The following is a 13,280-nucleotide window of genomic DNA, read 5'->3' on the forward strand; positions in this document are numbered from 1 at the left end:
CGCCCTCCCCTGTCAAGGCTCCGGTGTCGTGTGAAAGCTAGAACGTTCTATAGTCGACTCCGTAGGAGACGACTCCGACCAGGGAGGACAGGTTGCCGGCGACCCCAGCGGTCCCCAACGGAAAGCGACCGACGCTCGCCGACGTGGCGTCACGGGCAGGGGTGTCCACGGCGCTGGTCTCCATCGTGATGCGCGGCGCGAAGGGGGCCGGCGAGGCCACCCGCGAGCGCGTCCTTCAGGCCGCGCGGGAGATCGGTTACCGACCCGACACCCGGGCCCGGCTGCTCCGCAGCCACCGCTCTCATCTGCTCGGGGTGCAGTTCGGCCTCCAGCATCCGTTCCACTCCGACCTGGTGGAGGGCATCTACGCGGCGGCCGAACCGGCCGGGTACCAGATCGCGTTGAGTGCTGTGGCCGCCGGGCGCGGCGAGCAGCGCGCCGTCGAGACTCTGCTCGACGACCGCTGCGAGGCGCTGATCCTGCTCGGCCCGCAGGCCCCCGCCGCGCGGCTGGCGGAACTCGCCGGGCGACTGCCGGTCGTCTCCGTGGCCCGCCGGCTGCGGCCGTCCGTCCCGGGCCTGGAGGTCGTACGGACCGCCGACGACGAGGGAGCCGGCCAGGCGGTGGACCACCTCGCCGCTCTGGGCCACCGCGACATCGCCCACATCGACGGCGGCCGGGCACCGGGCGCAGCCGACCGGCGCCGCGGCTACCGCACCGCCATGAACCGCCACGGCCTGGGCGAATACATCCGCATTCTCCCCGGCGGTCTCACTGAGGAGGAAGGCGCCGAGGCCGCCCGAACCCTGTCGGCCACCCGCCCGCGCCCCACCGCCGTACTGGCCTTCAACGACCGCTGCGCGACCGGCGTACTCGACCTCTTCCTCCGCTCCGGCGTCGCGGTCCCCGGCGACATCTCCGTCGTCGGGTTCGACGACAGCCATCTGGCCCGCCTGGCCCACATCGACCTCACCACCGTCGGACAGGACATCGCACGCCTCGCCGGGCTCGCCGTCGGCCGGGCCGTCGCACGCCTGGAGGGTGCGGAGATCCCCGCCGGGGAACAAGTCATCACCCCCCGTCTCGTCGTCCGGGGAACGTCCGCCCCGCCCCCCTGAAGGCAGATCCCGGAGGGCGCGGCCTGTGTGTTCCACGGCGACGACGCCGGCCACACCGAGAAAGACCGGTTCAGCGCCACGTCGTACATGCCGACCGGCCTGATCAGGAACGGCTGCCCCTCGGGCACACGCATCCCGCGGCCACATCAGCTCGGCGGGTGAAGTGCGCCCGCCATGTCGATCACTGGATGGCGGGTGCACTTCACCCGCCATCCAGTGATCGACATGGCGCCGGACGATATCCCGCGGACAGCCCAACAGCGCATAACAGAAGTGGGACGGTCACCGCGCCCTGGCCGGCCGGTGGGCCGACGGCCGTGTCGCCCTACGGAGCCGCAACGGCAGCGATCTAATGCTGTGACCGCGTAGGTTCGCCGGGTTGGATCAGGCTGCGGTTGTGAGGGGGCGTCTGCCCCATCGGGTGCCTTTCTCGCTGCGGATGTGCAACTGCGTCGGAGCGTTCTGCGAGTCGTGGCCAGCCGCGGGTCCAGTCCCGAGGAGACCAAACTTATGCACAGGCTCGCGCAGTTGTCCGGCGAGGAACGCCGCCGTCTGATCGACGATTTCGTGGATGGCACCTTCGGCACCGTGGACGCCGACCCGGCCGCGGTGGCCATGGTTCGCGCTGCCACCCCCGACCTCCCCGATGATCCGACCGGCGAGCAGGTCGCCGCGTGGGTGGAGCTCGCCGAGCTGGTCGGCGACGAGGATTTCCGTGCCCGGATGCGCCGGACGGCCGTACGTCAGGCCGCCGGGTGCCCGCTCGACATCGAGTGCGATGCCGGCGAGGAACTGATGGAGTTCACCCGGCAGAAGGTGGCCGAGGTCATGGAGTCGGGCATCGACCCGCTCAGCGACAGGGGCGCACCCGTCATCGATGACCTCGTGCACCGCTTCGCCGGGGTGCTCGCGCGCACCCCTGACACGGAATGACGGCCAAACGCTCGGACCCGGCAGGCCGGGCCCAGTACGGCCACTGCGCATCACACTCGCGATACTTCTGGAGGCCGCGTCTGCACCTGGCCTGGTGGATGGCCGCCCAGATCCTGCGCACCACCAGGCAGCGCAAGCGACTGGAGTACACCGTCCAGAGCACCGAACGTCTGGAGGTGCCCGATGATGTCGCCGCGATCGCCGCCAACAACCCGCACCTCCACTACATCGTCGAGCACCTCGCCGCCCTCGCCTTCACCCTCTTCGCGCGGCCGTGGGGGCTGGCGTTCGCCCAAATGTGCCTGCTGTCCAGCGATGTTCCCGTGGTGCTCTCCAATGCGCCCGATGCCGACGACCAGTTGGCCGCCGCGGCGCCCGCCGACATCCTCCTCCCACTGGATCCGCACCGTCTGCTGTTCCTGCCCGGCACCGGGATGCGAGCTCGCGACCCGCGCAAGCGCACCGACCACCGCTCGCTGATCCCCGGCAGAGTGGGGATGACGCTCGTCCAGGTCGCCTACGACGTGGCCGACGCCTTCGTCGCCCACCACCCCCGACACGACCCCGGGCAGCACTGGAGGCCTTCCGGGTCACGCCACCCCGCCCCCTGGAACAGAGACAGCCAGTCGGCGCCGACCTACACCTTCGAGTAGGACGTACTGGCTCTCCATATGACCGTGGCACGCCGCTGGCTCACCGAGCATCCGATGCAGAATCCCTGACCCCTGTGGTCGTGGTTCCCGTCAGGGCCGACGAGCCCTCGTACTTACCCGGCCCTCCAGCTCGAAGTCCACGCCGCCGCTCCCCGCCCACACGCTCAGGCTCCGTCGACCTCGCATTCACCCCGGCACACTCAGACCCGGCCGTCGGCACCCGGATCGTGCGCGGCTACGACGCCGGGCTGGAAGCCGCCGTGCCGACGGACGAGGACCGTGACACCGAGCTGAAGTCGGTCCTGTCCGACCTGCGCCTGGTGAAGGACGACTGGGAGATCGGCGAGATGCGCAAGGCGGTCGACTCGACCGTGCGCGGATTCGTGGATGTCGTGAAGGAGTTGGCGACCGCGGTCGCCAACTCGGAGCGCTGGATCGAGGGAACCTTCTTCCGCCGCGCCCGACTTGAGGGCAACGACATCGGCTACGGCTCGATCTGCGCCGCCGGCGAGCACGCCACGATCATGCACTGGGTCCGCAACGACGGCGAAGTCCGCCCGGGCGAACTGCTGTTGCTCGACGCGGGCGTGGAGACGAACTCCCTCTACACCGCCGACGTCACCCGCACCCTCCCCATCAGCGGTACCTTCACCCCGCTCCAGCGCAAGATCTACGACGCGGTGTACGAGGCGCAGGAAGCCGGCATCCGGACGGTCGAGCCAGGTGCCGCCTACCGGGATTCCCACGTCGCCGCCCAGCGGTACCTGGCCGAGAAGCTCGTCGAGTGGGGCCTCCTGGAGGGCACCCCGGAGGACGTGTACGAGCTGGCCCTCCAGCGCCGCTTCACCATGGCCGGCACCGGTCACATGCTCGGCCTGGACGTGCACGACTGCGCCAAGTCCCGGACCGAGCTGTACGTCGACGGCACCCTCGAACCCGGCATGGTCCTCACGGTCGAGCCTGGCCTGTACTTCCAGCCGGACGATCTGACCGTGCCGGCGGAGTACCGGGGCATCGGGGTCCGTATCGAGGACGACATCCTGGTGACGGCGGACGGTCACGAGAACCTGTCGGCCGGGCTGCCCCGTACGTCGGACGAGGTCGAGGCATGGATGCGGGGGCTGACCGGCGTGCAGCACCGGTCGGCCCCCGTCGGCCCCGTTGGGCCGGGCGCGCGGATCAGACCTGCGTGAGGACGACCTCCTGGACCTGCTCCGAGTGGACGGTCGGCATCGGGATGAAGCCGGAGCGGCGGAACTCCACCAGGCTGGTCTTCACCCGCACCGGGCCGGGCTCGTAGGCGCCCGGCTCGGTGGCCTTGGTGTTCGACCACTGGTGCCAGGAGCCGTCACAGCTGGCGGGGATGCTGTCCATGCCGTACCAGACGTTCTCACCGCGCTCGATCGAGGCCGCGACGCGGACGGAGTCGCCGGTGCTGAGGCAGCGGTAGCTGCCGGCGAGCGTGAGCTCGCCGTCGGACGTGATGCTGCCGGATTCGACCGTCACCTGGTCGAATCCCTCGTCCGCGGCCTGGGCCGACGTCGCGGCCGGGGCCACGGTCAGCAGCACGACGCCGACGGCGACGGCCGCAGCGCGGGAGAGGGACGAGAAGGCCGGGAAAGACGGCGCGAAGGACAGTGACATGGGAAAACCTCCTTGTGGGGGACTCCACAGGTACTGGTCCCACGCGCCCGCGCGCGTGATCATCACCCCTTCGTCGGCGAGTCGCGCACTCCGACTGCCACGCTTTTCGGATCATTTCCGAATGTCAGGGTGGTGTCACAGCACGTCCGCGTGCTGTCACGCTTCCCCGACACGACTTGGCGTCGGGCCCCCGGCACGGGCATCGTCAGAAGTGGCAGGGAACCATCGCATCACAGCATCACCGCATCGCACCCGAAGTACCCGAGCACCCGCATCCGATCCGGAGGCACATCATGTGTTCACACCAGCCCCCGTGCCCCTCGGCCGACCGCCCCGACCGTGACGCCGCGCACGTCGTCGCCTTCCACCCCGAGCAGGGCTGGAACCTTCTGTGCAACGGTGCGATCGTCTTCGACGACACCGGCGAGCTGCTGCCCGACGGCAGCGTGATCACCCCGCACCGCCTGACGGCTGCGGCCTGACCGACCCGGGAAACAGAGACCCCGGCTCACCAGCTCGCTACGGCAGCACCGCGAAGCCGTCGAGTTCGACCAGGGCCTGTTCGTCCCAGAGCCGGACGATCCCGATGACCGCCATCGCCGGGTAGTCGCGTCCCGCCAACCTCGTCCAGATATGGCCGAGTCGACGTGCCTGGGCGCGGTATTCGGCGACGTCCGTGGCGTAGACGGTGACCCGGGCCAGGTCGGCGGGCGTACCGCCGGCCGCGTGCAGTGCGGCGAGCAGGTTCCCGAGAGCCCGCTCGAACTGCTCGGACAGGGTGTCCCCCACGACCTTCCCCTCGGCGTCGAGCGCGGTCTGTCCCGCGAGGAACACCAGCCGGGAGCCGGTGGCGACGACGGCGTGCGAGAAGCCGGTGGGCGGCGAGAGGCCGGCCGGACTGACGCGCTCGACACTCATCCGGCACCCGCCCCCTCGTCCAAGCTCTTCGAACTCTGCAAGCCCTTGTACAACTCCTTTGCGATGACCGTCCGTTGGATTTCGCTCGCCCCCTCGTAGATGCGCGGTGCCCGCACCTCCCGGTAGAGGTGTTCGAGGAGATGTCCGCGCTGCAGCGCCCGTGCGCCGTGCAGTTGGACGGCCGCGTCGACGACGTACTGCGCGGTCTCGGTGGCCAGCAGCTTCGCCATCGCGGCACGCCCCGGGACCCCCTGGGCGCCTTCGTCGTACGCCGCCGCTGCCGCGTAGACCATCAGCCGGGCCGCCTCCGTGCGCAGGGCCATCTCGGCGACCTGGTGGGCGACGGCCTGGAGGTCCTTCAACTTGCCGCCGAACGCGTCCCGTTGGGCGGTGTGGGCCAGGGTCGCGTCGAGGGCGGCCTGGGCCATGCCGACCGCGAAGGCGCCGACGCTCGGGCGGAACAGGTTCAACGTGCCCATGGCGACCCGGAACCCACGATCGGGTTCGCCGATGACGTCGTCCGCGGTCACCGGTACGGCGTCGAGGGCGAGGGCGCCGATGGGGTGCGGGGAGAGCATGTCGAGGGTGCTGCCCGTGAGGCCTGGCCGGTCGGCGGGAAGGAGGAAGGCCGTGACTCCGCGTGCCCCCACCCCCGCTGTCGTACGGGCGAAGACGGTGTAGAAGTCGGCCTCGGGGGCGTTGGAGATCCAGCACTTCTCGCCGGTGAGGCGCCAGCCGGAGGGGCCGTCGGGGGCGGCCGTGAGTGACAGGGCCGCCGCGTCGGAGCCCGCGCCCGGCTCGCTCAGCGCGAACGCGGCCACCGCGCTGCCCTCACTCACCCGGGGCAGCCAGCGTTCACGCTGGGCCGGGCTGCCGTGGGCGTGCACCGGGTGGGCGCCGAGACCCTGAAGGGCGAGGGCGGTCTCCGCCTCGGTGCAGGAGTGCGCGAGGGACTCCCGCATCAGGCACAGGTCGAGCGCGCCGGAGGTGAACAGCCGCGAGAGCAGGCCAAGTTGGCCGAGTTCGGCGACGAGGGGACGGTTGACGCGGCCCGGTTCGCCCTTCTCGGCGAGCGGGCGCAGCCGGTCGGCGGCCAGCGTGCGCAGCTCGGCACACCAGGCGGCCTGTGCCGGTTCGAGCGAGAATGCGGGCATCGCCGGTCCTCCCTCCGAGGCCACCGGTCGCGACCCCTCCTCCGACGGTATCGCGCACCGTTGACTGTCGTCACCAACACGATACGCTCGTTCTGCGAGCCCACCAGTACGCCCACCACGGCAAGGGGGCGACCCGCCTTGGACCCCATGGACCACATGGACTCCTTGCAGCCCAGACAGCCCAGGTACGGCAGGGTTCCCGAGGACCGCACCGACACCGCCCGGCGGATCTCCTCGGCCCACGTCGACACCTTCGCGCGCGACCATCTGCCGCCCCCGGACCAGTGGCCCGAGCTCCGCCTCGACCTGCCCGAGCTGCGCTACCCCGACCGGCTGAACTGCGCGGCCGAGCTGCTGAGCGGTCCCGCGGCCGAACACCCCGCGTTCCGTACCGCCGCCGGTGAGGTGTGGACGTACGGCGAGCTGCGCACCCGCGTCGACCGGGTCGCGCATGTCCTGAGCCGGGATCTCGGGGTCGTACCCGGCAACCGTGTCCTGCTGCGCGGTCCCACCTCACCGTGGCTCGCGGCCTGCTGGCTGGCCGTGCTGAAGGCGGGCGGGGTAGCGGTCACCGTGCTGGCCCAGCAGCGTCCGCACGAGCTGAGCACGATGTGCGAGATCGCCCAGGTGCGGCACGCGCTGTGCGACGTCCGGGCCCTCGACGACCTCGCCGAGGCGGAGATACCGGGGCTGCGGATCACGGCGTACGGCGGCGACGGCCTCGACGACCTGCTGAACCGTCCGGTGCCCGGCACCCCGTATCCCGCCGTGGACACCGCGGCGGACGACGTGGCGCTGATCGCGTTCACGTCCGGCACCACCGGCCGCCCGAAAGGGTGCATGCACTTCCACCGGGATGTGCTCGCCGTCGCGGACACCTTCTCGCGGCACGTGCTGAAGCCGCGTGCGGACGACGTGTTCGCGGGCAGTCCTCCGCTCGGTTTCACCTTCGGGCTCGGCGGTCTGGTGGTCTTCCCGATGCGGGCCGGGGCCAGCGCGCTCCTCCTCGAACAGGCGGGCCCCAAACAGCTGTTGCCGGCCATCTCCGAGCACCGCGTCTCGGTGCTGTTCACGGCGCCGACGGCGTACCGCGCGATGCTCGACGAGCTGGACGCCTACGACACCGGCTCCCTGCGCCGCTGTGTCTCGGCGGGCGAGAACCTGCCCGAGGCGACCTGGCGGGCCTGGTACGAGCGCACCGGCCTGAGGCTGATCAACGGCATCGGCGCGACCGAGCTGCTGCACATCTTCATCTCGGCCGCCGATGAGGACATCAGGCCCGGTACGACCGGGATTCCGGTGCCGGGGTGGCACGCGCGCGTGCAGGACGAGAACGGCGAGCCGGTGCCGGACGGCACGCCGGGGCTGCTCGCGGTGCGCGGTCCGGTCGGGTGCAGGTATCTCGCCGATCCGCGCCAGGGCGCGTATGTGCGGGACGGCTGGAACATCACCGGGGACACGTACGTCCGGGAGAGCGACGGCTACTTCCGGTACGTGGCCCGGGCCGACGACATGATCATCTCGGCTGGGTACAACATCGCGGGCCCGGAGGTCGAGGAGGCGCTGCTGCGTCATCCGGACGTCGTGGAGACGGCGGTGGTGGGGCGCGGCGACGAGGCACGCGGCCAGATCGTGGTGGCGTACGCCGTGCTCAGGGAGGGCGTACGGCGGGACGCGGAGGCGCTGCGCGCGTTCGTCAGGGGGGAGCTGGCGCCGTACAAGTGTCCGCGCGAGATCGTCTTCCTGGACGCACTGCCACGGACGGCGACGGGCAAGCTCCAACGCTTCCGGCTGCGCACCGACCCGACGGCGACCTGAAGTGATCTTGACCGAAAGTCATCCCCTGGAGGTAGTTGACCAGCGGAAATGGCGAGCATCAGCGATTCCGGCGGCCTAAAATGATCAACGTGTCCGAACAGCACGCCCCGCGGTCCCTCATCGTCACGCTCTACGGCGCGTACGGCCGTTTCATGCCCGGCCCGGTACCCGTCGCCGAGCTGATCCGGCTCCTCGCCGCGGTCGGCGTCGACGCGCCCTCCGTACGGTCGTCCGTGTCCCGTCTGAAGCGGCGCGGCCTGCTTCTGCCGGCCCGTACGGCGCAGGGCGCGGCCGGATACGAACTCTCGCCGGAAGCACGTCAGTTGCTCGACGACGGTGACCGGCGCGTGTACGCCGCCACCCCGCCCCCACCCGACGAGGGCTGGGTTCTCGCCGTGTTCTCCGTCCCCGAGTCGGAGCGCCAGAAGCGCCATGTCCTCCGTTCCCGACTGGCCGGACTCGGCTTCGGCGCGGCGGCCCCGGGCGTCTGGGTGGCCCCGGCGCGCCTCTACGAGGAGTCCCGTCACACTCTGGAGCGGCTGCATCTCGACCCGTACGTCGACTTCTTCCGCGGCGAGCACCTGGGCTTCGCCGCGACGGCCGAGGCGGTCTCCCGCTGGTGGGATCTGGCCGCGATCGCCAAGGAGCACGAGGCGTTCCTCGACCGCCACGCGCGCGTGCTGCACGACTGGGAGAAGCGCGCGGACACCCCGCCCGAGGAGGCGTACCGCGACTATCTGGTGGCCCTGGACTCCTGGCGCCACCTGCCGTACACCGATCCCGGGCTGCCCGCCCACCTGCTCCCGGCGGACTGGCCCGGCGTCCGCTCGGCGGCCGTCTTCCAGGGGCTGCACGCCCGGCTGCGGGACGCGGGGGCGACATTCGCCCGGGTGTGACCTCAGCCACACCCAGGTGTCACTCACGCAACCCTCAGGTTCCTCTTCGCCTCTTCTCAAGTTTCTTACCTAGCGTCCGGGGGGCCGCACGCGGGGAGAGAGACGAGGACTGTTGCGTATGACCACCACGGCCAGGCCCACGGGACCCACCAGGGCTCGAGGGGCCACCGTCTGGCTCACCGGGCTGCCGAGCGCGGGTAAGACGACGATCGCCCAGGTGCTCGGCGACCGGCTGCGGGCCGAGGGACGCCGGGTGGAGATCCTCGACGGCGACGAGGTCCGCCGCTTCCTCTCCGCGGGCCTCGGTTTCTCCCGTGAGGACCGCAACACCAACGTCCAGCGCATCGGACTCGTCTCCGAGGTGCTCGCCCGCAACGGCGTCCTGTCGCTCGTCCCGGTGATCGCCCCGTACGCCGACAGCCGCGAGGCCGTGCGCAAACGGCACGACGCGAGCGGGACGCCGTACATCGAGGTGCATGTCGCGACCCCGGTCGAGGTGTGCGGCGAGCGGGACGTGAAGGGCCTGTACGCCCGGCAGGCGGCGGGCCGGCTGACCGGTCTGACCGGCGTCGACGATCCGTACGAGCCGCCTGTCGACCCGGCGTTGACCCTGCGGACACAGGATCAGACCCCGGCTGAGTCCGCGGACGCCGTGTACGCGGTGCTGGCGGAGCGGGGGCTCGTGTGAACGGTTTCGGGCTTTGAGGGTCAGCTTCCGAGGCTGAGACGGGGTTTGGGGGCGTCCGTGCGTCCGGTGCGTGGGCGCCGGCCGCCCGCCCGGTACGGCGCCGGCCAGACGGCGCCCGGACCCTCGTACCCCTGCTCGGCCGCCGCGTGCAGGGTCCAGTTCGGGTCGTAGAGATGCGGGCGGGCCAGCGCGCACAGGTCCGTACGGCCCGCCAGGATCAGCGAGTTGACGTCGTCCCAGGACGAGATCGCGCCAACGGCGATCACGGGGGCGCCCGTCTCGTGGCGGATACGGTCCGCGAACGGCGTCTGGTACGAACGGCCGTACTCCGGACGCTCGTCGGCCACCACCTGGCCGGTCGACACGTCGACCGCGTCGGCTCCGTGGGCGACGAAGGCGCGCGCGATCCCGACGGCGTCCTCGGCCGTCGTACCGCCGTCGGCCCAGTCCGTGGCCGAGATACGGACGGTCATGGGGCGGCCCTCCGGCCACACCTCCCGTACGGCGTCGAAGACTTCGAGGGGGAAGCGGAGGCGGGCGGCGAGCGGGCCTCCGTACACGTCCGTGCGGTGGTTGGTGAGCGGGGAAAGGAAGCCGGAGAGCAAGTAGCCGTGGGCGCAGTGGAGTTCGAGTAGATCGAAGTCGGCGTGGGCAGCTCTGCGGGCAGCTGACGTGAACTGATCGCGGATCGTGCCGAGTTCACTGATCGTCAGTTCATGCGGGGTCTGACTGCCCGGCCCGTACGGAATCGGCGACGCGGCGACCAGCGGCCAGTTGCCCTCCTCCAGCGGCTCGTCGATACCCTCCCACATCAGCTTCGTCGAGCCCTTGCGGCCGGAGTGGCCGAGCTGGATGCCGAGTGCGGTGCCGGGGGCCTGGGAGTGCACGAAGGCGGTGACGCGCTGCCAGGCCCCCGCCTGCCGGTCCGTGTAGAGCCCGGCGCAGCCCGGGGTGATGCGTCCCTCCGCGCTGACACACACCATCTCGGACATCACCAGACCGGCGCCGCCCAGTGCTCTGGCACCCAGGTGGACGAGGTGGAAGTCGCCGGGTACGCCGTCCGTGGCCGAGTACATGTCCATGGGGGACACGACGACACGGTTGCGCAGGGTCAGCCCGCGCAGCCGGAAGGGCGTGAACATCGGTGGGGTGCCGGGTGAGCAGCCGAACTCCCGCTCGACGGCGGCGGTGAAGTGCGGGTCGCGCAGCCGCAGGTTGTCGTGGGTGACGCGGCGGCTGCGGGTGAGGAGGTTGAACGCGAACTGGTGGGGCGGCTGGTCGAGGTAGCGGGGCAGGTTCTCGAACCACTCCAGACTGGCGCGGGCCGCCCGCTGGGTGGAGGCGACAACGGGCCGCCGCTCCTCCTCGTACGCCGCCAGCGCCTCGGCCGGTGTCGGCCGCTCCTCCAGACAGGCGGCAAGCGCAAGGGCGTCCTCGACGGCGAGCTTGGTGCCGGAGCCGATGGAGAAGTGGGCGGTGTGGGCGGCGTCCCCGAGGAGAACGACATTGCCGTACGACCAGCGGTCGTTGACGACCGTACGGAATGTCGTCCACGCCGACCTGTTCGCGCGCAGCGGCCGTCCGCCGAGGGCGTCCGTGAAGATCTTGGCGCAGCGGTCGACGGATGCGGCGATGCCCCCTGTCGGTTCGTTCGATTCCTCCGGTTCGTCGAAGCCCGCCGCCCGCCAGACCTCCTCCCGCATCTCGACGATCACCGTCGAGGCGTCGGCGGCGTACGGGTACCCGTGGAGCTGCATCACGCCGTGCTCGGTCTCCGCGATCTCGAAGCGGAAGGCGTCGAAGGCGAAGTCGGCGGCGAGCCAGAGGTAGCGGCAACGGTGGGTGGTCAGCCGGGGGCGGAACTCCTGGGCGTAGGCCTCGCGGGTGGTGCTGTGCACGCCGTCGGCGGCGATGACCAGGTCGTACGCCTCCGCGAGCCACTCCGGGTACGGCGCCTCCGTACGGAAGCGCAGCTCGACGCCGAGCGAGCGGCAGCGGGCGTGCAGGACCTCCAGGAGCCGGCGTCTGCCGAGGGCGGCGAAGCCGTGTCCTCCGGAGGTGTGGCGGGTGCCCCGGTGGACGATGTCGATGTCGTCCCAGCGGGTGAAGTGCTGTCGCAGGGCCTCATAGACCACTGGGTCGGCGTGCTCTATGCCGCCGAGGGTCTCGTCGGAGAGGACGACTCCGAAGCCGAAGGTGTCGTCGGGGGCGTTGCGTTCCCAGAGGGTGATCTGCCGATCGGGGCGGAGGCGTTTGAGGAGGGCGGCGGCGTAGAGGCCGCCGGGGCCGCCGCCGATAATCGCGATGCGTTGGGGGTGGCTGGTCATGCTGGGCGGCTGCGGGTTCGTTGTGGCTGGTCGCGCAGTTCCCCGCGCCCCTGGGGTAGGCACGGTTACCGTCCGCTCCATTTGGGAGGGCGTTTCTCCGTGAACGCCGCGTGGAATTCCTTGTAGTCCTCGCCGTTCATCAGGAGGGCCTGGGTGGTGGCGTCCAGTTCGACGGCTGCCGCCAGCGGCATGTCCAGTTCGGCGGTGAGGAGGGCCTTCGTCTGCGCGTACGCCAGTGCCGGGCCCTCTGCCAGGCGGTGGGCCAGCGCCTGGGCCGCCTCGTCGGCGTGGCCCTCGTCGGTGAGTTCGCTGATCAGGCCGATGCGCTCGGCCTCGGGCGCCCGCACCGGTTCGCCGAGCATCAGCAGGCGGGTCGCGTGGCCGAGTCCGACGACCCGGGGCAGCAGGTAGGCGGCGCCCATGTCGCCGCCGGAGAGGCCGACCCGGGTGAAGAGGAACGCGAAGCGCGCGGACGGGTCGGCGACGCGGAAGTCCGCGGCCAGTGCGAGAACCGCTCCGGCGCCCGCCGCCACCCCGTGCACCGCGGCGATCACCGGGAACGGGCACTCCCGTACGGCCCGCACGACCTGCCCGGTCATCCGGTTGAAGTCGAGCAGCTGGGCGGTGTCCATGGACAGGGTGGCGCCGATGATCTCGTCCACGTCGCCGCCCGAGCAGAAGCCGCGGCCCTCGCCGGCCAGCACCAACGCCCGTACGGACCGCTCTCTGGACAGCTCGGCGAGCAGATCGCGCAGGTCGGCGTAGGCGCCGAAGGTGAGGGCGTTGAGTTTCTCGGGGCGGGCGAGGGTGACGGTGGCCACGCCGGTGGGAGCGAGGTCGAGGCGGAGGTGGTGCCAGGTGGAGGTGCGGGGGGTCGAGCCGGTGAAGGGACTCATGCGCGGCCTCCTCGTCAGGCAGGGGACGGCTGTCCAACGAAGTTATCACTCATCTGTGACTGTCGTCATGAGTACGCGATACGTCGGACGGTGACGGTCTGTTTCGGTGATCTGGTCACGTCACGAGAAGTCAATAACGCGGTAACAGTGGGAGTGGTCGTGGGAGACGGGCCGTTGGACTGGGTAAGCCGAACGGTGAGCGGGGCCGAAAGTCCCGTGCGGCGCCCGACCAGTT

General features: G+C 70.9%; 12 protein-coding genes and 2 pseudogenes. 9 read left to right on the top strand and 5 right to left on the bottom strand.

The annotated features are described in order from the left end of the window. Positions 1 to 92: 92 nt before the first annotated feature. The 5 genes and pseudogenes from G3I71_RS36235 to G3I71_RS36250 all read left to right on the top strand — a co-directional run. Complete coding sequence (locus G3I71_RS36235) at positions 93 to 1,118, top strand: LacI family DNA-binding transcriptional regulator (RefSeq protein WP_164321603.1); 1,026 nt, start codon at positions 93 to 95, stop codon at positions 1,116 to 1,118. A 510-nt stretch (positions 1,119 to 1,628) separates the two neighbouring features. Further along, on the top strand, positions 1,629 to 2,051 hold the full coding sequence (locus G3I71_RS36240) for a hypothetical protein (protein ID WP_239149545.1): 423 nt from the start codon (positions 1,629 to 1,631) through the stop codon (positions 2,049 to 2,051). Continuing rightward, positions 2,051 to 2,140: pseudogene (locus G3I71_RS50450) on the top strand (IS982 family transposase); the annotation flags it as partial. The gene G3I71_RS36240 and the pseudogene G3I71_RS50450, both read left to right, overlap by 1 nt. Positions 2,141 to 2,149: 9 nt before the next feature. Next, positions 2,150 to 2,704: a hypothetical protein gene (locus tag G3I71_RS36245; protein ID WP_164321512.1), complete on the top strand. Its 555-nt coding sequence runs from the start codon at positions 2,150 to 2,152 to the stop codon at positions 2,702 to 2,704. Positions 2,705 to 2,916: 212 nt separating this feature from the next. Beyond that, positions 2,917 to 3,819 (top strand): annotated as a pseudogene (locus G3I71_RS36250) (M24B family metallopeptidase); the annotation flags it as partial. A gap of 64 nt (positions 3,820 to 3,883) precedes the next feature. Here G3I71_RS36250 and G3I71_RS36255 read toward each other — a convergent pair. Next, on the bottom strand, positions 3,884 to 4,348 hold the full coding sequence (locus tag G3I71_RS36255) for a DUF6299 family protein (protein ID WP_164321605.1): 465 nt from the start codon (positions 4,346 to 4,348) through the stop codon (positions 3,884 to 3,886). Positions 4,349 to 4,641: 293 nt separating this feature from the next. Between G3I71_RS36255 and G3I71_RS36260 the strand changes: the two genes are divergently transcribed. Then, positions 4,642 to 4,830, top strand: a complete 189-nt coding sequence (locus G3I71_RS36260) for a DUF5999 family protein (protein WP_164321607.1) — start codon at positions 4,642 to 4,644, stop codon at positions 4,828 to 4,830. Between the two features lie 37 nt (positions 4,831 to 4,867). On the opposite strand, the gene G3I71_RS36265 is transcribed toward G3I71_RS36260, so the two are convergent. Both G3I71_RS36265 and G3I71_RS36270 read right to left on the bottom strand, forming a co-directional pair. Beyond that, positions 4,868 to 5,266 (bottom strand): RidA family protein, encoded by a 399-nt coding sequence (locus tag G3I71_RS36265; RefSeq protein ID WP_164321609.1) that lies wholly within the window; start codon positions 5,264 to 5,266, stop codon positions 4,868 to 4,870. Further along, positions 5,263 to 6,420, bottom strand: coding sequence for an acyl-CoA dehydrogenase family protein (locus G3I71_RS36270; protein ID WP_164321611.1), 1,158 nt, complete (start codon positions 6,418 to 6,420; stop codon positions 5,263 to 5,265). Before G3I71_RS36270 ends, G3I71_RS36265 begins: the two co-directional genes overlap by 4 nt. Before the next feature lie 156 nt (positions 6,421 to 6,576). On the opposite strand from G3I71_RS36270, the gene G3I71_RS36275 reads away from it, so the two are divergent. From G3I71_RS36275 to cysC, 3 genes are all read left to right on the top strand, one after another. Then, positions 6,577 to 8,238 carry an AMP-binding protein gene (locus G3I71_RS36275; RefSeq protein WP_239149546.1) on the top strand — a complete coding sequence of 554 codons (1,662 nt, stop codon included), beginning with the start codon at positions 6,577 to 6,579 and terminating at the stop codon, positions 8,236 to 8,238. A gap of 80 nt (positions 8,239 to 8,318) precedes the next feature. Then, entirely contained in the window at positions 8,319 to 9,134 is an 816-nt protein-coding gene (locus G3I71_RS36280; RefSeq protein WP_164321613.1) for a PaaX family transcriptional regulator C-terminal domain-containing protein, read from the top strand. Positions 9,135 to 9,252: 118 nt separating this feature from the next. After that, positions 9,253 to 9,822: an adenylyl-sulfate kinase gene (cysC, locus tag G3I71_RS36285; protein ID WP_164321615.1), complete on the top strand. Its 570-nt coding sequence runs from the start codon at positions 9,253 to 9,255 to the stop codon at positions 9,820 to 9,822. Positions 9,823 to 9,842: 20 nt separating this feature from the next. Here cysC and G3I71_RS36290 read toward each other — a convergent pair whose 3' ends face one another. Together G3I71_RS36290 and G3I71_RS36295 are read right to left on the bottom strand one after the other, a co-directional pair. Next, entirely contained in the window at positions 9,843 to 12,149 is a 2,307-nt protein-coding gene (locus tag G3I71_RS36290; protein ID WP_239149547.1) for a bifunctional salicylyl-CoA 5-hydroxylase/oxidoreductase, read from the bottom strand. A gap of 65 nt (positions 12,150 to 12,214) precedes the next feature. Next, on the bottom strand, positions 12,215 to 13,045 hold the full coding sequence (locus tag G3I71_RS36295) for an enoyl-CoA hydratase family protein (RefSeq protein ID WP_164321618.1): 831 nt from the start codon (positions 13,043 to 13,045) through the stop codon (positions 12,215 to 12,217). Positions 13,046 to 13,280 lie beyond the last annotated feature (235 nt).

This window comes from Streptomyces sp. SID12501 (assembly GCF_010550245.1).
Lineage (GTDB): Bacteria > Actinomycetota > Actinomycetes > Streptomycetales > Streptomycetaceae > Streptomyces.